This is a genomic window from Desulfitispora alkaliphila (genome assembly GCF_050433185.1).
Classification (GTDB): domain Bacteria; phylum Bacillota; class Desulfitisporia; order Desulfitisporales; family Desulfitisporaceae; genus Desulfitispora; species Desulfitispora alkaliphila.
Genome location: NZ_JBNPXS010000002.1, coordinates 21,158 through 44,361, shown reverse-complemented (window position 1 = coordinate 44,361; position 23,204 = coordinate 21,158). Strand labels below are relative to the sequence as shown.

Here is a 23,204-nt window from a genome sequence, read left to right as displayed (position 1 = left end):
AAGGCACTTGCTCTTTGCAAGTGCCTTTTATTAGAACAAGCCATCTTTTGCAGGAGGCAAAAACTCTCCCAAAATACTGTACACACCTGTTCCCGTTGCAATTTTTCTTCCCTTAACTGTACTTATACTTACCTGAACTAGAATATCCTCACCTATTTCATCAACTGTGCTTTCGGCCCTTAAGGTTTCACCAAATTTAGTTGTATCTACCATAGCCATTTTTAGCTCTTTCAGCCGGCCTTTGTGATTGGCAGTCCTTACTGCCATAGACATAGCTGTCTCTGCCAGAGAATTAACAACACCACAGTGAACATTGCCCTCATGATCCATGTGATCTCCCTCTAAAGGGGTTTCCATTAGAGCATACTTCTCCCCCAATGCTACTACATAAATATCCAAAAAATTTTGGAACGGGCAATCTTCATTTACGTTAACCAGTGTTCCAAATAATCTCGGGTGCAATCCCTTATTCTCCGGCTCCCTAAACAACAACATTGAACTCACTCCTCCATTTTATACAATATCCTTAACGGCGCTTGCAAACTTTGCTCGCAAGTCACTTAATTTTGCTTGCACCTTATAACTGGGCTTCTCTTCAATTATTGTATCAGCGGATATATACAGCTGTCTACTTATTTCAACTTGTATCCATGGCAATTTGCCTAGCCCACCATGGGCTTTAGTTATATATCCACCCTTAAATGGGTTATTTATGTCTACTAAGTCTGTTTGCACTTCCATATCTTGATGCTCAAAAGCCTTACTAAGCGCTTTTGCAAAAGACTGTACCAATTCCGACGGGGCAGTTATCGTTTCACCCTTAGCTTGACCCAAATTTCCACCCCTATTGCTAATGCAAACTAAGGGCCGTGCTTTACCTTGATCCACACTATTTTCTGGCCCTATGCCCAACATTGTATGACAATCAAGAGCTACAATAGCTTCTTTTCCGGCGACCATTTCCTTTAATGCACGATGATATGGACTGTGATAAGTAGCAATAAGATAATTTGAAACCTTTTCATTTAACCCTGTAGGGCTTCCCCAGACCTGTACTCCATCCACAGTTACTGTTTTGGTTACCCCGTCTGGGTTTATAGGAGCTCTATCATCAGGGTGGCGATTTAGATCTACCACAGCCCTAGCTACTTCCGTATCTAGATACAAAGCAACCTGCTCTTTTAAGCCGTAGAGCTCCCTACTCCACGTATCCCCATCTCTTAAAATATCCACTATACTAAGTTTGCAAAAACCTTTTACTTCTTTAGGGACCTTTGTTCCACCATGAGGAACTGATATTAATACAGGGAGTTTAACTACCGCTTTGGATCCCAAATTATCATCCCTCCAACAAAAAGAGTGTAAGCAATAACACTCTTTGCAAGAGTTCACCTCTATGAATAGATTCATTGGGTGTGTATAGCTGCCTACTAGCCGGTCCAAAACCACATACTACTGCAGTCCCCTCTGGCACTACTCCCGCCGCCGAAGGCAGCAAGCCTCCTTCTACTCCAAAAGGTAGCTGCCATTCTCCGCTAATCTCTTTTAATTTATCTATAACTACTCCATTAGATTCTGATCTGACTAAGGGGGGCCTTTCTTCTAGCTTTTCTGTATATGCTGTAATACCCTTTACATCAGAGGTTAGCACTTCTCTAATCTTCTTTTCCATCTTATCCGCAAGCTCTTCATTAATATAGGTTAAATAAATAGTTGCTTTTACCCTATGGGGCAGTAACATACTGTACCGCTCTGAGTGAACATCCTGAACAGCTACACTGAGCTTTTGCTCTACATCACTCAAGCTTTCCAAGTTTTTATACTTCCGCAAAAACCACGTTAATCCGTCCACACTACTCTTAGCTCCAATCCGCTGGGATCTCCCCTCAACTATCACACTAAATTTTCTAGATCCCCTACGCTGGTCAACAACTTTTCCCTGTTTAAATCCTGGCTGGAGTACAATAACCTGGTTTGCTTGCTCAGCGACCTTACTAAAAAGCTGACTACTATAGCGCATTCCCCTTCCCTCATCTGAATACACTAGGATTCCTAGCTTTGTATCTTTAAGCTTCTTCACTGTTCTCAGTGCAGCTAATGCCTGTAATGCTATAGCTATCCCAGCCCTACTAGAAGCAACACCCTCGCCATAAAGCCATTCCGGGTCCCTTCTAAAGGGCACTGGATATCCGCCCCTATCACCTGGAACATCCACAGGAACAACCAACAATGTACCGTCCTTTATACCCCCACGAGTCTGCCAGGTCCAAGCAGACCTGCTGTTAGTATATTCGATTACAGGCTTCAAGCCCAACTTGTTAAATCTATCGCCTAACTTGCGAATCACATTACTAAGCCCAACTGCATCATCTGTCCAGCTAGGAGTATTTGTCCAAGCCTTAAGGTCATTCTCCATACGATCTCTATTCTTGGTTAAGTAACTAAAAACTGAAACCTCATTTTCCTTGTCATCACTGCCGATTTTAGTGGAAATTGCGGTCCCATAATATCTTTCACTGGCTATTTCAATTAGCCTGTTAGCTAAGGCTGTATAGTCTAAGCCAATTTTTTCAGCAGCATGTACATAAGAGCTTCCAGGCCCTAAACTGGCCATGGAATTTATTTCTAATATATATGGTTTCCCCTCTTCGTCTAAGCGAAAGTCAACTCTGGCACTATCGGAGCAACCAATGGCTTTAAAAGCCGCAACAGCTAGATCTTGAATTCTCTTAGTTTCTTCTTCTGTCAACGGTGCGGGACAAACCTTAGTTATCTCCCTGCCACTTATATTCTTTTTATCTTCATAGGTATATATCTGCTCTCCTTCACCAAAGCTCAATTCCACAGGTGGAAGGGCCTCTACAGGATCATTCCCCAATAATCCCACATTAATCTCCCTACCCTCAATATACTCCTCAACTAAAGTAGCCCCTTTAAACATCTCATAAATAACCTGAGCACCTTTTCTCAGTTCTTCTTGGTTTCTAACCACCTTTAAGCCATAGGAAACAGCCTCATCCTTAGGCTTTACTATAAGTGGGTATTTTAACTCCTCTGTTATAGGAGCATCGGGTGTATCTAAAACCAAAAACTTAGGAGTTGGTAGACCTTTCTGTTTTAAGATAACTTTAGTTACTACCTTGTCCAAGGCAATAGCATGGGTCTCAGGCCCTGAACCCACATAGGGTATCCCTAGCATTTCAAGAATACTTGGAATATGTGTATAGCGCGCTCTCCCTTGAATTCCATAACTTAAATTAAAAACCAGTCCTGGCCTCTCTCCTGATATTACTGAAGGCATAAACTCCTCCAGCTTTCTAATTATATTTTTGTCCCCTTCAAAAGCTCGTACCTGATGTCCCCCATCTCTAATAGCATCCTTTATTTTATTAATTGTCTCTAGACCGTACTTCTCTCGATTGGGAACACCGAATAAATTTATAACTGCTTGACTCTCCCTGTTGTATATAATGGCAATTTTCATTCCCTCTCACCTCCTATTTTTTCCGGACCTGATGCACTCCCATCTCTCCGACGATCGGAAATACCAACGCTTTTTCCTTCTTCAGATAACATAACGGCTTGAATGCATCCTAAGTAAAAACTATAGCTGCCCCTATTCGCTAACTTAAACCCTGCTCGCTCAAGAGCATCGATTACCTGAGGGCTAAATCTATCTCTTTCAATGGAAACCTTTCCACCCGCAGATGCATGCAATCTTGGTGCATTTATTGCCTCTTCAAGACTTTGTCCACCATCATACATTCTAGTCAAAACTTGAGCTAGACTAGTAGCTATCCTTTCACTTCCAGGGCTGCCTAACAACAACTCTGGCCTGTTATCTTTATATACTATGGTAGGGGCCACACTGCTCCACGGACGTGCCCCTGGCAGTAAGTAATAAGGGTGAGTTATGTCCCTGTAATTAAATGCAGCCATATAATTGTTGTAAAAAAAGCCTAAATCTTTTGCTATTGTTTTGCTACCAAACACTAGCTCTATGGACTGGGTGATGCCTACCATATTGCCGTGGCTATCCACTACAGATAAGTGGGTAGTTTCTCCCGAAGTTTCCGGCGGCACAAACCACATACAACCCTTTTTGTCTATTATATTTTTCAATCGCCCTGATATTTCTTTAGCATAACTCTTATCGGTCAGCACTTTATCTGCCGATTGAAGGTATAGTGCAGGATCTATTGGCATCCTTTCCCGATCCCTTAATGCTATTTTAAAGGCAAGAGCTGTTATCAACACTCCTAGTGGCTTTGATAGATCTAACTCTTCCTTGCTGAAGTTCTCAAGAATGTTTAGTATTTGGATTAAGGATTCTCCCGCTCCTGGCGGAGGAAATGTCTCAATTTTTAAGCTCCTATAGCTCCCTTTTAACACATCTCTTTCTACAGGAATAGGAATTTGGTTTAGATCGACTCTTCCGATGATTCCTCCTCTGTTTTCCATATCTTTTACTATTTCCTCGGAAATCTCACCTTGATAAAAATCCTCCCAGCCTCTTTCTGCTAAGCCTTTTAGTGTTTTTGCTAATTGAGGCTGCTTGAGTATTTGCCCTGCCCTAAGTGGTTTTCCATCAGGGAAAAGTAGTTTTGCCACTGCCTGGTCTTGAATTAGTTTTTCCTTTTCCCTCATAATTAATCTGTGTTGAAGAGCTGTTACTTTAAATCCCTCTTCTGCCGCTTCAATAGATGGAGCTAAAACCTGGGATAGGCTTAGTGTTCCATATGTGTCCAATAAATAACCTAAAACAGCAGGTGTTGAAGGCACTGTAGTTGAATTAACTCCCCATTTTATCGCCTTTTCAGGAATACTATTGGGATCTATGCCAAAGGGAGCCCTGGATGAGCCATCGATAGCAACAGATCTATTACCCTCTCGAAAATGAAGCAACGCCATAGATTGGCCGCCAATTCCTGAGGCCTGAGGTTCACTGACTCCTAAACAAAAAGCTGCCGCAACAGCTGCGTCTACAGCATTTCCCCCTAGCTCTAACATTCGAACTCCAGCTTCTGTAGCAGTTTTAGAAGCCGTAGACACCATACCTTTCATTATAGGCATCATCCTTTCATTTTAATTGCTCAAGTAGCTACAGTAATTCGCCTAGTACTCTTGTTTTTCCTGCAGAATACAGAGGTGGTAAAATAAAAAACCTTTCCGGATTTGCACCTGGAAAGGTTCTCAAAGATCTTACCTCAATTGCTTTTTCCTTTCTACAACGGAAGTGATGTTGCCTTCCTTATCCCACTTTGCCGCACTGTATATTGTATCGTGGTAAAAAGTAAACCAGGCATTGTTAAGTATCCCTTCCTCATTCCAATCCTTCTTCAAGTAAATTGACTCCATGGGGTAGTCATCGTACGCCATCACCCATAGGTGGTAAAAATGCGCATTGGTTGCCATCAAGTCACCCATATGGATAGCCATATCTTCTCCTGATTTAATGACAATTATACTATGACCTTGTGAGTGTCCTCCAGTGTGAATAATCTTAACCTCTGGAACAACTTCCCTGGACTTAACGAAGGTTGACACCTGATCCCTTGCTGCTTCCCAGTTTTGCTTCCAATATGTATTTCTCGAACGCATATTAGGTTTTGTGTTTTCAGCCCACTCGGGCTCCGACACTACAATTTCTGCGTTTGGAAACACAGGTTCATACTCATCTTCCGCAACTGGTTTTGTCAATCCCCCTGCATGGTCAAAGTGCATATGGGTTAATAGTACATAGTCTATGTCCCGAACTGTCAGATTCAACTCCCTAAGGGACTCCTCAATTTCCCCTTCTGCTAGACACCCAAAATTTCGCTTTTGCTTCTCAGATAGCTTTCCCGATCCAACACCCGTATCTATTAAGATTTTCTTACCACTGGCCTCAACCAATATAGGACTATTGTACTGGGGAATTTGATTTTTTTCATTCACAGGGTATTTTTTGCTCCAAAGTGCTTTGGGTACCACTCCAAACATAGCTCCTCCATCCATTTGGAATGCACCACCTCTTAGCCACGTCAATTGCACACCGCCCACTTTTAACCGCTCCATCTCATCTCCCCTTTCTACTTATCTCTAATATGATTTTATCCTTTCTCAATAACTGTGGCAATACCCTGACCGCCTCCAATACACAGTGTAGCTAAACCTCTTTTTGCGTCTCTACGCTTCATTTCGTGAATAAGTGTGACCAGTATTCTTGCTCCACTGGCACCTATGGGGTGTCCTATAGCTATGGCTCCCCCGTTTACATTTGTTTTCTCCATATCAAGTTGAAGCTCTTTTGCTACAGCTAAGGCTTGTGCTGCAAATGCTTCATTAGCTTCTATTAAATCCAAACTCTCTACCCCTACACCGGCCTTTTTAAGAGCCTTTTTCACTGCCTGCACTGGACCTATTCCCATAATCTCCGGTGCTACTCCTGCTGATGCATACCCAGTCACATAGGCCATGGGGGTAAGTCCTAGTTCTTTTGCCTTTTGCTCACTCATCATCACTAAAGCAGCAGCACCATCATTAATACCAGATGCATTTCCTGCAGTTACTGTTCCCTCCTTTTTAAAAGCAGGTCGCAGCTTACCTAGCTTTTCTGCAGTGCTTCCCGCTTTAGGGAATTCATCTTCAGAAAATATCTTAGGATCTCCCTTTCTCTGGGGTATCTCTACTGGTACTATTTCCTCTTCAAAGCGCTTTTCTTTTATTGCCTTTTCTGCCCGCTGTTGACTTTGGGCCGCAAACTGATCTTGCTCCTCTCTGCTAATGCTGTATTTTTCTGCAAGATTCTCAGCTGTTATTCCCATGTGAAAGTCTTTTAGTGCACACCAAAGCCCCTCATTGATCATAGTATCTATCATTTTTCCATGACCCATGCGCTGACCCCAGCGAGCGTTTGGAAGCACATAAGGTGCTTGACTCATATTTTCCATACCACCTACTACAACCACATCAGCATCACCAGCTACAATAGCCTGAGCCGCTAAATTCACAGTTTTTAGGCCTGATCCACATACTTTATTTATCGTCATTGCTGATACTGTTTCTGGCAACCCACTTTTTAATGCCACTTGTCTAGCTGTATTTTGCCCTAAGCCCGCCTGCAAAACATTTCCTAAGATAACTTCATCTACTTGATCCTCTTTTATTCCAGCCCTTTTTATAGCTTCTTTAACCACTGTACAACCTAAATCTACTGCAGACACCCCTGCCAAACTACCACCCATAGTACCTAAGGGTGTTCTTACCGCACTAACAATCACTGCTTTTCCCAAATTAAATCCCCCTTCTTTTTGTATTTTCCGAATATTACATATATTCTTCCTTTGCCAAGTTTATCCTGCAAAAAAACTGCAAAATTACAAGCAGGATTTTTAAACACTTGTTAGAATCAATCTATATGTGCTCTTTGACACTTAATGAACTTTTTGGAGGAAACGCATATGCACAAAGTTAAAAATTTAATAGCTCAGGTAGTGCACAGCTCAACTTTTTCTACTGCTATCATTACCCTAATTATCCTAAATGCCGTTGTAATTGGCCTTGAGACGTACCCGTCTCTCTATGTGCCTCACAGTCACTGGTTTTTCTTCTTAGACCAGGTTTTTTTATGGATTTTTACTCTTGAAATCATTATGCGCCTAATAGTAGCTAATCCAACTAAGTCCTACTTTAGGGATGGATGGAATTTATTCGACTTTTTCATTGTTGCCAGTGGTCATCTGTTAGCTGGAGCGCATTTTGTTACCGTATTGAGGATATTGCGTATTTTGAGGATTCTTCGCACCATATCCACAATCCCCTCTTTGCGCAGATTGGTCAATGCACTAATAATGACTATTCCTTCTATGGGAAACATTATGCTTTTGTTATCACTTTTCTTTTACATCTTTGGTGTTATTGGTACAATCTTCTTTGCTCAAGCTATGCCTGAATATTTTGGATCGCTTCACGCTACGCTGCTGACTTTATTTCAAGTAGTTACATTGGAATCTTGGGCTAGTGGTGTAATGAGACCTTTAGTGGCGGAGGTCCCATGGGCTTGGACCTATTTTGTTGCCTTTATCCTTATGGGCACCTTTGTAATCTTCAACTTATTTATTGGTGTAATCGTAAGTAATGTGGAAAAGTGCGAGGATGATGAGGATGAAACTGACACAAAAGATACAGAACAGCAATTAACTGCTCTCCGAGCAGAAGTTGCCGAACTTAAGGAGCTCCTATTAAAATTGAACAAAGAGAAGTAATGTCACCAGGAGGTTTTAAATGGATTCATTGAGAGCTAAGTTGTTATTAATAGTCAATCACTCTTTATTTACAAGTTCAATAATAGGTTTGATTTTAGTAAACGCTGTGATTGTGGGAATGGAAACTTATCCTTCAATCTACGAACCCAATAGGGATCTTTTCCTAATAGCGGACACAGTTCTTTTGTGGATTTTCACTTTGGAAATTACAATACGGATTTTGGCATCAAAACCCTACCGTTCTTTCTTCAAGGATGGCTGGAACATTTTTGACTTTTTAATAGTGGCCAGTGGTCACATACTGGTGGGAGCTCACTTTGTAACAGTTTTGCGTATATTAAGGTTGCTACGAGTGCTCAGGGCTATTTCAGTAATCCCCTCACTGCGCAGGCTAGTAAGTGCCTTATTGATGACTATTCCCTCCTTGGGAAACATCATGCTATTGCTGAGTTTAATATTTTATATTTTTGCAGTACTAGGAACTATGCTCTTCTCAGAAGTATCCCCTGAGTACTTTGGTACACTGCATGCTACCTTGTTAACCCTATTCCAGGTGGTCACCTTGGAATCATGGGCTAGTGCTGTAATGCGCCCCATTGTAGAACAACTACCATGGGCTTGGATGTACTTTGTAGGATTCATATTAGTAGGTACATTTGTTATCTTTAATCTCTTTGTAGGTGTAATCGTAGCCAACGTTGAAAAAGCTGAAGAAGAATCGCAGAATGAAGCTACTGCGAATGAGCTAAAGGAATTGCGAAAGCAAGTATCTGAATTGACAGAACTGATGAAAGAAAATGTGAAAAAGTAAATGACAAAGCATAAAACAAAAGCTTACCCAGTAACTGGGTAAGCTTTTGTTTTATTTTTTCTTAAAGTTGTTGCTAGGTTCTGCTCCTAATGTACCATGACATGCTCTATACATTTCCTGAAGCTCCTGCACCGACATATCCGAGTGCATCTGCTGCATATGCTGCTTCATTTGACCAAAGTTAAAAGTGCCTTCTCCCTGCCCATTACCCTGGGCAAATGCTATTGAACCAACACTTAATACTGCTCCCGCTAATACTAAACTTAATATCTTTTTCTTCATCTTTAACAACTCCTTTGTAATTTTGATATAATCTCAATCTACATACAGAATAACAGTTAGAAGTAAAGAACTTTTGTAGCAGTTATAAAGAAATCATGAAGAATATACATATTCATAGTTTCTACACATTTTTTTGCAATAATAAATACACAATATAAATGGAAACGGAGGGTACAAATATGGCATTAAAAATTTTAGTCGTAGATGATGAACCCTTAATTATAGAAGTCTTAAAAGCTTATCTAGAAAGGGATGGTTACCAAGTTTTTTCTGCCATTACTGGCAGCGAAGCTTTGAGTAAAATAGAAACTATCAAGCCAGACTTCTTAGTTCTAGACTTAATGTTGCCTGATATCTCTGGCGAAAAGCTTTGCAAACAGGTTCGACAAACTTCAGATATTCCAATAATTATGCTCACTGCCAAAACTGCCGAGGAAGATCGTATTCAAGGTATTGTAATTGGAGCAGACGATTACATTTCTAAGCCCTTTAGCCCCCGGGAGGTGGTTGTGCGGATTCAAGCCATTCTTCGTAGAACTCAGCGCTTAACAGAAAAGGATCGATTATCCTTTAACAATGGTGCTTTAATAATTGATTTGCCTCGATACCAGGCTTTTATGGAAAAAGAAGAACTAGAACTAACCCCAATAGAATTCAAACTACTAGCAGGAATGGCTAAATACCCTGGACGAGTCTACACAAGGTCTGATTTGCTGGAGAAAGTCCAACAGGATACTTACGAGGGCTATGAACGGAGTATCGATGTCCACATCAAAAATTTACGCAAAAAAGTTGAAAAAAACAGTAAAAAACCTGAATACATTATAACTGTGTTTGGGATCGGCTATAAATTCGGAGGTAAACCTGATGTTACGCACTCTTCGCAGTAAACTTCTCTTTTACTTCCTAGTGGTTTCTCTAACGGGCATTATTTTTATTAGTAGCGCTATCCACCTGGGACTTCATGATGCTTTTAGCTCTTATTTAAACCTAAAGCGACAAGAACAAATTCAACAAGTGATAGAATTATTTGAAGCCGAATATGAACAACAGGAATTTATTAGCGGCGAAAATGCAATTATGCTATTACATCAACAAGCCATGAACGAAATGCTATTTTATCAAGTACGCGATTTAGACGGAAGTCTAATATTGGATTCTACAAATTTATTACACATGGGTATGATGCATAATATGCACAGTATGATGAGAGAAAGAAACAGTAAAGTGGCAGAGTTAGATAACCTCTTAACTGATACTTACCCCTTAGAGGTTAATGATAGCAAGGTGGGGACTGTTATAGTTTATTACGAGAAAGAGTATGTGGAGGCAGACATACACTTTTTAGGGCGCATAAATCAATACATCTTAGGTGCTTCCTTGACTATGCTCATTCTCAGCGTTATCACTAGCTTGGTCCTCTCCAAAAAGCTCACAAGCGGCTTAACCCAAATGAGGCATGCTGCTCATCAATTACAGCGACGCAATCTGGGAGTGCGCATTAAACCAGACGCTCAGCAAACGGAGGAAATACAAGAACTTTCTGAAGCCTTTAATGATTTGGCTTACTCTCTAGAAAGGCATGAGAAACTACGCAAACAGTTCACCGGAGATTTAGCCCACGAGCTGAGAACACCTTTGGCAACACTTCGCAGTCAATTAGAAGCTTTCAAAGATGGGGTTTGGGAGCCAACAGCAGAGAGATTAGACCAAAGCCATGGTGAATTGATGCGTTTAGTACGACTTGTTAATGACCTTGAAAAACTACTTGCAGCAGAAAACCCGCAAATCCAGTTGCAGCTAGATCAAGTCAATGCAGAAAAACTCCTAGACTGGATTTATCAATACTTTACTCCAGCTTTCAGTGAGAAAGGGGTTACTCTTACTATTAAAGAAATGCGAGAACCTCTACGGATTCTAGCGGATGAAGATCGTGTTAAGCAAATACTTACAAACTTGATTAATAATGCTTTAAAATATACCCCAACAGGGGGAAGTGTCGTTATCTCCTTACAAAAAAAGCATCATATGGCGCTTTTCCAGATAGAAGATACTGGCTCGGGTATCTCATCAGAGGATTTACCCCACATTTTTGAGCGCTTCTACCGTGGTGATAAATCTCGAAATCGCAATACAGGAGGAACAGGAATAGGACTATCAGTAGTCAACGCTCTAGTGGAAGCACATAAGGGAAAGATCCAAATAGAAAGTGATTTAGGAAAAGGTACTAAAGCAAGAGTTCATTTGCCACTGAAAGGCACTAAATAACATTGAAAAGCACTGGACAAATGTCCAGTGCTCTTTTAACTCTGCTCTTTTTCCAAGTAAATACTCCTGCTGGGGAAGGCAATGCTTACTCCCTCTTCCTCTAGGATAGCCATAATCTTAAGGTTTACATCTTCTTTTACTTGGAGGAAATTACCCCAATTTGTAGTGTTGGTGAAAAAGTACAGGAAAATATCTAGACTGCTTTCGTTAAAACTATCAAAGTTTACGAAAATAGTCTCTGGGTGTATTTCTGAATGTTTCATCAGCATATCCCTAATTCTATTCACACAACGCTGTAGTTTTTCTGACGGCGTACTATAAGTGACCCCAAGCTTAAAAGTAATTTGCCGTTTACCCATTCTAGTCCAGTTAGTCACAGGTTGATTTGTTAGCGTTGAGTTCGGTACAGTTACTATTGCCTGAGCAAAGGTGCGAATTTTAGTGCTTCTGAAGGTTATGTCTTCCACTGTTCCCTCTACACTGTCAGCTTTGATCCAATCCCCAATAGTAAAGGGCTTGTCCAAAATAATTACTACACCACCAAAAATATTGCGTGCTGTATCCTGAGCTGCTAAGGCTAAGGCTAACCCACCTAAACCAAGCCCCGCTATAAAGCCATTTACATCATACCCAAATTCATCGGCTATCATAGCAAACGCTAGGAATAAAATGATGAAGCGTAACCCCTTTGATAGAAAAGGGACTAATATCTTATCAACTTGAAGGTCTAGCTTTTTTTCAATATCTCTAAAAATAGTTGATTCTGTATCTACAAAATTGTACAGTCCCCAAGCTATCAATACAATTACCATAGAACGAAACAAGCGAAGTACTATTAAATCCTGTGCCTCTGTAAGGGGCAAGTACATCAAGGATGCAAAAAAACCCACCAGTGCAAAAAAAACGTGAAGCGGCCTTTCAAATGCCAATAAAAGTTTAGTGTCAACTTCTAACTTTGTTCTTCTAGTAAGTCCCAAAATAGTTTTAAACACATAGCTAGTAAACAACTTTCGGAAAACTAAAAAGATAATAAAAATTATAAACGCAACAGCCAAATCATTGGTTAAAGGGTGTGTCCTCAAGTAGTTTAAAATTGGATCTAACTCCATTCAAACACTCCTATCTTCTACATAAATACAACTATTCAACTAAATTCTGTGCTGTCGCCAGTATTTCCTCTCCCTTAGCGGAAATTTCTTGTGTTGAGGCTGATATATTATCAATAGAACCACTAATTATATTAATTTTAGACTCTAGCTCTTGAGAAATTATGGTGATTTGCTGGAACATCTCTTTAATATGCTGTTCATCTGATTTTGTGCTTTCGGCAATATTCTTTGATTGCTCTGCCAATTTTTGAACTTCTTCAGCTACAACAGCAAAACCCTTTCCGTGTTCTCCTGCCCGAGCAGCTTCTATAGCTGCATTCAATGACAGTAAGTTTGTTTGATCAGCAATCTCAACAACCTTATCCGAAGCCTCTGCAAACTTGTTCAAGTTAGTTTCCATTTTATCCACATCAGCTTTAAGGCGTTCTGCTTTTTCTAAAATATGCATACTTTCTTGAGAAATAGCATCAATCTGTTTTGCATTTTCTTCATTGCCGCTAGCTACTTCGTTAATCGCCCTTATAATTTCTTCTACATTTTCTTTCAGAAATTTAGCTTGTTCAGCTCGTTGGTGGCTTAACTCTTCCATTTCTCTCAACATATTTTCAACTTCTTGGTTTTTACTCTCTATCTCTTGCTTCTCGTTATATACAAGTTGCCTATTATAGTAAATACAGTTTATTTCGGAATTAATATTATTATGAATAGCTTTCACCATATCGTCACAAGTATCGTATCCACATGCACTACAATTAATAGTTTTGTCTTCTAGTGTATACTTTTCTAGCCTTTTATATATTTCTTCTTGCTCCACAACACTAGGCTCTAGTAGTTTGTCAGATGCTTTCTTGCTATAACTGCGCTTAAAATCATCTAACTTTAAGTTTTTCTCAAAGTATTTCTGTAACCAATCGATTCTCTTAGAGAAATTTTTCTTTTCCTCTAGTTTTTCACTTTTCTTCTGATTTAAAATATAATCTACTTCATCCAAGTCAACTTTTTTACAAGTTCCCGTTCCCAAATTGCATCCGTAAAGACAGTTGAGAATATCCACCAGCAAAGGAGTCTCCTTGTTTTGTTTGGCTCTTTCTTGGTATTTTTCTAAGTAGTCATAGGCGTGATCTTGTCCTTCTATTTGGCGCACCCAAGCTCCTTGAATTATTGCCTCTACGTTTTCTCTTAGCCCACCGGGCCTTGAGTAAATACAGCCGATACTACATCCTATATCTTCAAAATCTTGTTCATCATACTTATTAATATCTATTCCATTAGTTTCTATGTATTTATTGAGTTCCTGAAAAGTCACATTGTAGTCTATGTAGTTACCGGTGTTCTCATCATCTATCTCATCTTTTTTTGCTATACAAGGAGAAATAAAGGCTATGCTGTCAGATATCTTTAAGTAATCTTTTAAGTATATAGCTGTGCACATCATTGGGCTATGAATGGGTGATAGGTAGTCTATCAGTTCTGGTTGTAGTTTTTCGATATAGTTTACTACTGCAGGACAGGGTTGGGCAATTATGGTTTTGAGATTATATTCCTTAATTGCTTTGAGATACCCCCATGTAGTAATATCAGCACCAAAGGAAACATCGTATATTACGTTGACCCCTAAAGATTTAAAGTACCCGAGCATTTTTTTCCAATTAGTGTAGTTAGTTCTAATTGCCGGCGCAACAACTAAAGAGATATTTTTCCCGGTCTTTAGATCTTGAAAAAATCTCTCTGTATCATCTACATAATATCTGGCTTTGTGGTCACAAACATCTAAACACTTCCCGCAGTGAATACACTTTTCAGGAACAATGGTAACTTTGTTTTTACCATCTCCGTCTAAGTGAGATGTGTTTGCCCCTGCTACAGGGCAATGCCTAATACATTTGTTGCATCCAGCGCAATTTTCTTCAACTGTACCTATCAATACATTCACATATCTCTCCCCCTGTACAATTAGAATCTCAATTACTTTATATTTTACATAGTTAATTTCCTAATTACTAGACAAATTTTACCATTTAACTCATGCTGATAGAAAGTGTTTGAGCTTTCCTATGGTACAAATTAAGTGCACTGAATTATACAGTGCACTTAAGCTCAATTTTCTTCAAGCTGCTTTCTTTTCCTTTTCTTTTCGACTTGTTGCTGGCGAAAGGAAAGCACACCCCAAAGAGTAGTATATATAATGCTAGCCGCAATGACTGCATTAACAAATCCACCTAAAAAAAACTCAGTAGAATAAGCCTGTAATTTATCCAAAACAAAGTAGCGTGATGGTTCCTCTACTACATCCATGGATTCTTTAAGGGACTTAGATAGCGCATCCCCTACTTCGCCAGGATGTATCTCCTGCCTAGATAAAAATCGACCCATCATCATATTCATTGAATACATTATTGGAATAAAAAGACCAGTGGCCAAATTCATTGTTACCGCTGCTATACCACTTGCTTTTAATAGTTTGGCTGTCCCTATAGAGAGAAAAGGGCCTACACCAAGTGAAGGTATAAAATTCCAGAAAATCCCCACAGCTGCTCCCATGGCTATTACATATGGTGATCCCTTAAGCTTTGTAATCGATTTGATTTTTTTTATGGCTTCTTTAAATTTTTCCTTCATCTAAGCTATGTCTCCTTATGCGTCGATTTTTATAAATTTCGACATTAATCCCTGATTTTCTCTTTCCCCATTCTATCACAAAGCTAATCCCCATTAAAGATACTTTCTATATAATTTTCGCTTCTCTTATCCTATTTACTACGTGCTTCAATTTATGCTTGTCTTCCACTGCAAATTTTAAAAAATCTCCACTATGATATTTAATTTTCTGATTGATCTAATATAGGAGTCATTAGTCTTTGACCGTGTTCCAGTTGTCTGCTACCTAATTTGTTAATATCTATTATTACTTCTTCTGTTACCTCCCACTTATCTGCTAGCAATTTTATTGTATCCCCTCTTCTAACAATGTAGTCAAAGATAAATACCTCTGCTACAATCACAACATGAATCTGTCGCGGCGATCTAGGGTCAAAGCGAAAATCTATGTATACTACATCCACATCTACTTTAACTCTGTGTCTTCTTGTTAACCCAGGAATATGAACAAAGTGAACAAAAGGTATTCTTTGCTCAAAGGATAGTACTCTCCTATCAGGTTCTACAACAACTAAAAAATCTACTACAAAAAAACCTCTGATTATTACCTTGTTTGGAATCACATCTGTACTAGTGACAATGGGCTTGGCATCTACTCTTGCTACTTTTATCAAATCGGGAAAGCGCTCTGGTATCATCACATTTTCTTGAACCAAAAACTGTGCTTTGGGCTCAATGATTAATATTGGCTTTTTTCTTATGGGTAACTCTACTTTAATAATTACTCGCAGGAAGTATATTTCTCCGCTCTCTGTTCCTATTACAATCTCTACTCTGCCATCTTTATCTAAATCCCCATAGGATAAGTCTATTACTCTAGCAGGAGTCTCAATATTTGCTTCTAAAACTAGCCTACCCCCCTCAATCCTATAAATTATGATGGCATTGTGTAGGCCAATAATTAATTCATTCCCAGCCCTACGAGACCAGTTTGCACCTGCTAATGCTCTTACCACACCAGGCATGGAATCCGTTATTCCTATTCTCTGAAATTCTTGATTTTGAAACGTAAGAACTAACACTCTTCTGCCACCATCTGTAGCTAAGAATATCTCTGATCTTCCATTTCTAGTTAAATCTGCAACCTCTATTGGTCCTGTAGCGGTTACATTTAGTCTGATATTATACTCTACAATAAAATTGCCCTCTCTATAAGTGTATATATCTATTATGTCTCTCCCAGGGCCTCTTCCTGTTTGAAGAATTACTATCTCTTCCAAAGCATCTCCATCCACATTGCCAACAGCTACTCTAGCATTAGGGGCATCTAACTGCCATAGGTTGCTGAAAGCTCCATCTTGCCATCGATACACTCTTACTCCCACGCCTCTAATCGCCACAACTAATTCTCTTCCTGGATAGCCGGTTACCCTACCTACTGCAATGTCTACAACTCTCCCACCTAGGTATCTGCTCTGGTAAACCCTGGTGAGCCGACCTTCAATCCAACGATATATAAAGAAATAATTGTCTGTTCCAATTATAATATCTTCTTTTCCATTTCCGGCTACATCTGCTACTACCAGTACGTAGATGCGTTCAATCATACCTAGGTTAGCTTGGGCTGCCTTAGTAAAAGTTTTACCGTCCCAAGCAAATAAGTACAACTGCCCTGACCCTCCATTGCTACAACACGCTGCAACCGCCTCTAGTTCTCCATCTCCATCCACATCGCCCACAGCAGTTCTTGAATTAGGTCCTAGGTGATAACCAGTCCAGTTAAAAGAGTGCTCATGTGTGTGTTTAGACATTTCTAATCCCTCCTGTTCTATGACATTATATGTAATTAAAAAAAGTTTGACATAAAGCTTTGGAAAATTTATAATGTCATAAGACGGCCTTTAAGTTAGTCCAGCGAGACTAGCAAGGAAGCGAATTAGGAATAATACTTATATGATTGTTTGTTACCCTTTAATTTAGTCCAGTGAGGCTAATAAGGGACAGAGAAGAAAATATATCTTACTTTGTCTATTAAACCCTTATTAGTTACACTAATAAGGGTTTTTATTTTGCCTACGGCCGTAAATCACTTTAGGAGGTTTTTGACATGAAAAACTTACAGTTGACAACAGCAATGCCCTTGGCTTTCCAGCACGTTTTTGCCATGTTCGGCGCTACCGTTTTAGTCCCTTTTATCACAGGACTAAATCCCTCCGTTGCCCTGTTTACTGCAGGCCTTGGAACATTAATATTTCATTTGGTTACTAAAGGACAAGTTCCAGTCTTTTTAGGCTCATCCTTTGCCTTTATAGCTGGTATTCTTGCCGTTAAAGAAATGTTCGGGTTGCCCTACGCTACCGGTTCAATCATAGCAGTAGGTGTGGTCTATATAATTATGGCTGGAATTGTAGCCTTGGTCGGGGTAAATCGGGTGAAGCAATTTTTTCCGCCAATCGTTACAGGCCCAATTATCATAATCATTGGTTTGATCTTATCCCCAGTAGCAATTGACATGGCTTCAACTCACTGGATAGTTGCACTAATAACTATGTTTGCTGTAATTCTTACGGGAATGTTAGCTAAAGGCTTCCTTAAGTTAATACCACTGCTAGTGGGAATAGGGGTCGGGTATCTGGCTTCAATCTATTATAATTTAGTTGATTTTACACCCATAATAGAAGCATCTTTGTTTGCAACCCCAGATTTTATGGCTCCTAAGTTTTCTGCTGATGCACTGAAAATTATTGTGCCAATTGCTCTAGTAACCATGATTGAGCACATCGGTGATATTACTACGAACGGAGCAGTGGTTGGAAAAGACTTTTTCAGAAAACCTGGTCTCCATAGAACTCTACTAGGCGACGGATTAGCTACAATAGTAGGAGGGGCAGCAGGTGGCCCAGCCAACACTACTTATGGTGAAAATACGGGTGTACTAGCTTTGACAAAGAATTATAGCCCTACAATTATTAGAATAGCTGCTGTTATAGCAATTTGCTTCAGCTTTATCGGAAAGCTGGGCGCATTCATCATGACAATTCCAGAGCCTGTAATGGGTGGAATTAGCTTTATCTTGTTTGGAATGATTGCCAGCGTTGGTATCAAAACCCTTGTAGACGCAGCTCCTGATTTATCAAATCTGCGCAATTCAAGTGTAGTCTTCGTCATTCTAATAATTGGTATTGCTAGCTTGCAAGGAGAGGGTAACATTGTAGTCGTTCCCTTGACTGAGTTTGCTACTCTAGAGGGCTTGAGTTTGGCCGCAATAACAGGTGTATTGTTAAATGCAGTCTATGAGTTCATCCTTCCCAATCGGGAAACCGAACCAGAACCTAGTAACACATAAAAAGTTTAAGGGCCAGTACTAGCCCTTAAACTTTTTTGTGTTTTATTTGCTTATACAACAGCGTAAATTTAGTAATGTTTCTAATCGCTTATCCTTTTGATAAAGTGTTAATGTAGATTCGCCTAGATCCTCCACTTGTGTTTGTGCTCCACTAGCCGTGGAGACGATTTTTTCTATCAACTTATTTGTCAGATTACCTATACTGTCAGTACCTGCAATAATACCAGTGGCATCCACATCTATATCATCATTGATCAGATCTTTATTGCCACTAATTCGAATGACAGGAACAATAGAATTATTAAAGCCAGCGGCACCAGTGGTCCAAAGGATAAGGTGTGCACCCAAGGAGGCAAAATTAACTCCTGATCCACCACATAACATAGTGCTTTCTGATAGATAAAACCCAGGTTTTTTAGGCTTATCTATAAAATCATCATTAATTTGTAAGATATCAACTATTTCTTTAGTTCCCATTTTTAAAAGAGCACCAAGGGCTTTTTCTTCAATTGTAGTAAGCCCTCCCACATAATTACCTATGCTCATAGTTTCTATTCCTGCACCCGATATACTCCATCTAGAGTTTTCGTTATTTATGAGCTGAACTATTTTATCTGCCACATGGGGGGTTGAAGCTCTTTGCACTAAAATATCTTCGCAACCGATTAGTTCAAATAATTCTCCACCAATACACGTAGCACCTAAATCTACTAATTTATCAACGGCAGAACCTACTAAAGGATTTGAAGCAATTCCAGAGCTAGTATCTGAGCCGCCACACTTTACTCCCACTATCAACTTACTTAAAGGAATATCTTCTCGGACTAAAAAGTTAGTGTACTCTTGGAACTTATTGAGGATATTAATGCCTTTTTCTATAGATTTTCTTGTTCCTCCCACCTCTTGGCATACAATAGTATCAAAAGGTTTTTTAAGTTCAATCAGTGACTCAGTGACTTGTGATGGCGAGATACTACCACAACCCATTGCTATTACCAGAACAGTTGCTATATTGGGGTTTTTTGCTACAGCGATCATTTGGTTGAGGGTTTCTTCATTGCCACCTAACATACAAGTATGGGCATTTGTTAAAACAACAGTATGGGGGGAATTTTTCGCTATATTTCTTGCCATACCATCACAGCATTCATCTACAGCAATGATGAGATGCTTATTTCTGATGGCAATACTGCCATCAGGTCTTTTATAACCTTTAAAGTTCACCAAGCACACCTCCCTAGTTAATATTCATTTGTCTCAATATTTCTTTTTTTATATTAGCTGGAATGTCTACTACTAAGCTTTTAACATTTTGAACATGGACTAGTTCACCTTTTTTGATGTCCTTTACAGCTTTACCAATAACTTTACCATATTTGATTACATAACTACCTTGCTCAATATCTTTAAGGGCTATTTTATTTCCATGGGGAATATGAGTTAATGCATCAATTTGAAATAACAAGTTATTTTCGCCATTAAAAACATTTACAGCATTGCCAATAGAGATGTCATCTAAAACTGTTGCTACCGTATCATTATCATGCATTTGAATTGATTTTTTCATAGAAAACATATCCCCCCTAAATAATTATTCTTTAATGAACGATTCTTCTTCGATTTTACTTGTAGAATAGTGACCATAGTCATTAAACATCCACTTCATCCAGCCTATTAACATCACTATCATAATAAAGATGACAGGAACACCAGTGGCCACAGCGCTAGTTTTTATTGTATCTAAATTAGCATTTATAAGAATCATTGTCAAAGGAACTAATGATAACATAATGCACCAAAATAATCTCAAAAACGGATTGGGTTCTTCGTTATTTTTTAACCCAATGGTAGAGGTGGAGGCCATTGTAAAGGCGGCTCCATCCAAAGTCGTTGCTAAGAACAATAGTGTTATGATAGAGAAAAGTATCATAAAAATAGAACCAAAAGGTAATGAGTGCAGGACTTGTACAATGGCAGCATTGTCTTGTCCAGCTGATAGCATACCCACCATATCTACAGAACCTGCCAGCTGTCGTTGCATAGAAAGGCTACCCAACACACCAAAGAAAATAAAACAACCAGCACTACCACTTAAAAGAGTGTTAGCTATTACAGAGCGCAATGTTCTTCCACGAGAAACTTTTGCAATAAAGATTCCGGTAAAAGGAGCATAGGTGATCCAGTACAACCAATAGAACATGGTCCATGACTCGGGAAAGCCTCCATTGCCAACAGGATCAGTGTATAAACTCATTTGAATAAAGTTTTGAAACATAAGACCTAATGAACTTGTTGTGTTTTTCATAATATATATAGTAGGACCTAATACTAAAACACCAACTGTAAAGACTATAACTAATTTTGCGTTAAAATCAGCTAGATTTCTCATACCCCTTTGTATTCCTATATAAGAGCTTAAAGAATAAATGGCAGATAAAACTAAAATAATTGCTAAGTTTAAAGTAAAGGTAGGTTTAATACCGATAACAGTAGCTAATACCTCTGCGACTAATGGAACAGAAACTCCCAAAGTGATACTAAGACCACCAAAGCAAATAAAGATAAACATAACATCAATTAATCGTCCAATGTAGCCATTAGCTTTTATATTTGTCATAGAACTAACAACCGCACTTAAACTTAACCCTTTGTTCTTTTTAACATAAAAATGGTAAGCTATAGGCAGTCCAACTAAAGCATATAAAGTCCAAGCACTAATACCCCAATGAAACATACTATATGGTACACTCATTTCATAAGCCAGTTGAGATCCGGGATCTATACCAATCCCAGGTGTATTTATATAATAGGCCCATTCAATAAAAGCCCAATATACTGTTGCAGAGCCAAGACCGCAAGAAATCATCATAGCAATCCAGCTAAAAGTTGAAAATTCTGGTGACTGTTTCCCCAATCTTATACTCCCGTATTTACTCATAGCAACATACGCTAATAAAATAATACCTAGCAGTGTAAACAGCAGAGTGATAGAACCAAATAAATTAGTTAAGGTTGTAAAAATTTGATTTGCCATTGATTCACTTTCTGTGGGAAATAGATAAAGTAATGCTACAATGGATAAAACGAAAATTAAACTTACCGAAATTAACAGTTTATCTAATTTTTTTTCCATTTTAACAGACCCCCTTAAAATTTTAAATTATATTTTATATTTTTCTATAATTTCTTCATCTAGATCTATATTTAGGCCAACTGTATCTGGGACTTTTACATATCCATTTTCAAAAGGCAATATATTTTTAACTAACTTAGTGAAAAGTGGACTATTACTTTGAGAATACTCAATTAAATCGCCATGCTGGCAAGCAGCTAAAAATTGAACTGTTGCAGATAAAAGAATGCCTGTACTGAAACCATGAGGCACTAATTTGGTTCCACGCATTGTAGCTAAATCATTAATTTTTCTTATCTCACTAAAGCCACCACATCTAGTTATATCTGGCTGAACGATATCTGGTTGAGCGTATTTAAGAAAATCATTAAACTCATAAGTGGTAGTTAAAGATTCACCACCTGCCAGCTTTGCCCCCGATACACCTAATAATTTAGAATAACCCTTTAAATCATCAGCTAATATCGGTTCTTCTATCCAATTCAAATTAAATTTATCTAATCGTTTAAACATATTGACGGCGTGGCCATAAGTGAGCCATTTTGTAGCTAAATCAATTTGTAATTCATAATCACTACCCAACTCATCACGAACTGCCTCAATAATTTGGTAATCCATATGAGGGTCATCTCCTAAGATGCCACCACCAAACTTCAAGCTGGTAAAACCTTGCTTTTTCAATTTTGAGGCGATTTTTCTGTTTTTCTCAGGACTATCCTCTGGGATAAAAGTACCATATGCCCTAATTTTATCTCGATATTTTCCTCCCAATAAAATATGAATGGGTGTTTGATAATATTGAGATGCAATATCCCATAACGCTATATCAATGGCACTAATGGCATGAATACCAGCCCCCCTTCTCCCCATATAATTTGAGGACCAATACATCTTGTCCCATAACCGCTGGATTTCTAAAGGATTTTCACCAATTAATAACTGTTTGAGACCATAACAATATAAATTTGAATTAGCTGCTTCTATGATGGCTTTTACAACTGGAGGAGAACTATCGCTTTCGCCCAATCCCACTAATCCTGTATCAGTAATAACTCGGACAATTACAGCATCTTCTCCCCACTCACAAATATCGTTTTCTTTTGGAACCCTTAGACAAATAACTTCAACATCTGCAATTTTCATTGTTACCCTCCTTTTTTGTTTTTTAAAAACATATTCAATAAACAATATTGCAAATTGTATGCCAAAACAATTTTTGTTTTCAAAAATAGGCTATACTAAAGTTACTATTAGATTAAATGAAAAATTCACGGAAATATATCCTGGGTGTTGTGAGTTAAAATTAAATCAATGAGTCAGAAATAACTCAGCCTTATGAGTTGAAATAAACTCATAAGGCTTCAGAATAGATCTCTTTACTATTGTAAATATATTTTAATTTTGATTTAAT

At 38.8% G+C, this 23,204-nt stretch carries 20 protein-coding genes; 5 read left to right on the top strand and 15 right to left on the bottom strand.

What is annotated here, in order from left to right; translation table 11 throughout:
- Positions 1 to 30: 30 nt before the first annotated feature.
- From GGQ84_RS01075 to GGQ84_RS01050, 6 genes are all read right to left on the bottom strand, one after another.
- Positions 31 to 495: a PaaI family thioesterase gene (locus GGQ84_RS01075; protein WP_429157973.1), complete on the bottom strand. Its 465-nt coding sequence runs from the start codon at positions 493 to 495 to the stop codon at positions 31 to 33.
- An 18-nt stretch (positions 496 to 513) separates the two neighbouring features.
- Positions 514 to 1,335 (bottom strand): N-formylglutamate amidohydrolase, encoded by an 822-nt coding sequence (locus GGQ84_RS01070; RefSeq protein ID WP_429157971.1) that lies wholly within the window; start codon positions 1,333 to 1,335, stop codon positions 514 to 516.
- A 4-nt stretch (positions 1,336 to 1,339) separates the two neighbouring features.
- Positions 1,340 to 3,484 carry a M20/M25/M40 family metallo-hydrolase gene (locus tag GGQ84_RS01065; RefSeq protein WP_429157969.1) on the bottom strand — a complete coding sequence of 715 codons (2,145 nt, stop codon included), beginning with the start codon at positions 3,482 to 3,484 and terminating at the stop codon, positions 1,340 to 1,342.
- A complete protein-coding gene (gene ggt / locus GGQ84_RS01060) occupies positions 3,481 to 5,064 on the bottom strand; it encodes a gamma-glutamyltransferase (protein ID WP_429157967.1) in 1,584 nt (527 codons plus the stop codon). Before ggt ends, GGQ84_RS01065 begins: the two co-directional genes overlap by 4 nt.
- 138 nt (positions 5,065 to 5,202) lie before the next feature.
- Positions 5,203 to 6,057: an MBL fold metallo-hydrolase gene (locus tag GGQ84_RS01055; RefSeq protein ID WP_429157965.1), complete on the bottom strand. Its 855-nt coding sequence runs from the start codon at positions 6,055 to 6,057 to the stop codon at positions 5,203 to 5,205.
- Positions 6,058 to 6,092: 35 nt separating this feature from the next.
- Complete coding sequence (locus tag GGQ84_RS01050; RefSeq protein ID WP_429157963.1) at positions 6,093 to 7,274, bottom strand: acetyl-CoA C-acetyltransferase; 1,182 nt, start codon at positions 7,272 to 7,274, stop codon at positions 6,093 to 6,095.
- Positions 7,275 to 7,442: 168 nt separating this feature from the next.
- On the opposite strand from GGQ84_RS01050, the gene GGQ84_RS01045 reads away from it, so the two are divergent.
- Complete coding sequence (locus GGQ84_RS01045) at positions 7,443 to 8,246, top strand: ion transporter (RefSeq protein WP_429157961.1); 804 nt, start codon at positions 7,443 to 7,445, stop codon at positions 8,244 to 8,246.
- Positions 8,247 to 8,265: 19 nt separating this feature from the next.
- Entirely contained in the window at positions 8,266 to 9,057 is a 792-nt protein-coding gene (locus tag GGQ84_RS01040) for an ion transporter (protein ID WP_429157959.1), read from the top strand.
- Positions 9,058 to 9,108: 51 nt separating this feature from the next.
- On the opposite strand, the gene GGQ84_RS01035 is transcribed toward GGQ84_RS01040, so the two are convergent.
- Positions 9,109 to 9,339, bottom strand: a complete 231-nt coding sequence (locus GGQ84_RS01035) for a hypothetical protein (protein WP_429157957.1) — start codon at positions 9,337 to 9,339, stop codon at positions 9,109 to 9,111.
- A 179-nt stretch (positions 9,340 to 9,518) separates the two neighbouring features.
- Between GGQ84_RS01035 and GGQ84_RS01030 the strand changes: the two genes are divergently transcribed.
- Together GGQ84_RS01030 and GGQ84_RS01025 are read left to right on the top strand one after the other, a co-directional pair.
- Entirely contained in the window at positions 9,519 to 10,229 is a 711-nt protein-coding gene (locus tag GGQ84_RS01030; protein WP_429157955.1) for a response regulator transcription factor, read from the top strand.
- Positions 10,207 to 11,607, top strand: a complete 1,401-nt coding sequence (locus tag GGQ84_RS01025; protein WP_429157953.1) for a sensor histidine kinase — start codon at positions 10,207 to 10,209, stop codon at positions 11,605 to 11,607. The genes GGQ84_RS01030 and GGQ84_RS01025 overlap by 23 nt, the downstream gene beginning before the upstream one ends.
- Positions 11,608 to 11,642: 35 nt before the next feature.
- On the opposite strand, the gene GGQ84_RS01020 is transcribed toward GGQ84_RS01025, so the two are convergent.
- The 4 genes from GGQ84_RS01020 to GGQ84_RS01005 all read right to left on the bottom strand — a co-directional run bounded on the left by GGQ84_RS01020 (position 11,643) and on the right by GGQ84_RS01005 (position 17,125).
- Positions 11,643 to 12,716, bottom strand: a complete 1,074-nt coding sequence (locus GGQ84_RS01020; protein ID WP_429157951.1) for a mechanosensitive ion channel family protein — start codon at positions 12,714 to 12,716, stop codon at positions 11,643 to 11,645.
- A gap of 31 nt (positions 12,717 to 12,747) precedes the next feature.
- Entirely contained in the window at positions 12,748 to 14,649 is a 1,902-nt protein-coding gene (locus GGQ84_RS01015) for a [Fe-Fe] hydrogenase large subunit C-terminal domain-containing protein (protein WP_429157950.1), read from the bottom strand.
- A 164-nt stretch (positions 14,650 to 14,813) separates the two neighbouring features.
- Entirely contained in the window at positions 14,814 to 15,335 is a 522-nt protein-coding gene (locus tag GGQ84_RS01010) for a DUF2062 domain-containing protein (RefSeq protein WP_429157949.1), read from the bottom strand.
- Positions 15,336 to 15,535: 200 nt separating this feature from the next.
- Positions 15,536 to 17,125, bottom strand: a complete 1,590-nt coding sequence (locus GGQ84_RS01005) for an FG-GAP-like repeat-containing protein (protein ID WP_429157948.1) — start codon at positions 17,123 to 17,125, stop codon at positions 15,536 to 15,538.
- Positions 17,126 to 17,421: 296 nt separating this feature from the next.
- Between GGQ84_RS01005 and GGQ84_RS01000 the strand changes: the two genes are divergently transcribed.
- On the top strand, positions 17,422 to 18,660 hold the full coding sequence (locus tag GGQ84_RS01000; RefSeq protein ID WP_429157946.1) for a uracil-xanthine permease family protein: 1,239 nt from the start codon (positions 17,422 to 17,424) through the stop codon (positions 18,658 to 18,660).
- Positions 18,661 to 18,702: 42 nt separating this feature from the next.
- Here the strand turns inward: GGQ84_RS01000 and GGQ84_RS00995 are convergent, their stop codons facing one another.
- The 4 genes from GGQ84_RS00995 to GGQ84_RS00980 are packed head-to-tail and all read right to left on the bottom strand — an operon-like array spanning position 18,703 to position 22,936.
- The gene (locus GGQ84_RS00995; RefSeq protein ID WP_429157944.1) at positions 18,703 to 19,884 is read right to left on the bottom strand and encodes a UxaA family hydrolase; all 1,182 of its coding nucleotides are present in this window, start codon (positions 19,882 to 19,884) and stop codon (positions 18,703 to 18,705) included.
- Positions 19,885 to 19,897: 13 nt separating this feature from the next.
- A complete protein-coding gene (locus tag GGQ84_RS00990; protein WP_429157942.1) occupies positions 19,898 to 20,227 on the bottom strand; it encodes a UxaA family hydrolase in 330 nt (109 codons plus the stop codon).
- A 24-nt stretch (positions 20,228 to 20,251) separates the two neighbouring features.
- Positions 20,252 to 21,793: a BCCT family transporter gene (locus tag GGQ84_RS00985; protein WP_429157940.1), complete on the bottom strand. Its 1,542-nt coding sequence runs from the start codon at positions 21,791 to 21,793 to the stop codon at positions 20,252 to 20,254.
- Positions 21,794 to 21,820: 27 nt separating this feature from the next.
- Positions 21,821 to 22,936 (bottom strand): mandelate racemase/muconate lactonizing enzyme family protein, encoded by a 1,116-nt coding sequence (locus GGQ84_RS00980; RefSeq protein WP_429157938.1) that lies wholly within the window; start codon positions 22,934 to 22,936, stop codon positions 21,821 to 21,823.
- Between the last annotated feature and the right edge of the window lie 268 nt (positions 22,937 to 23,204).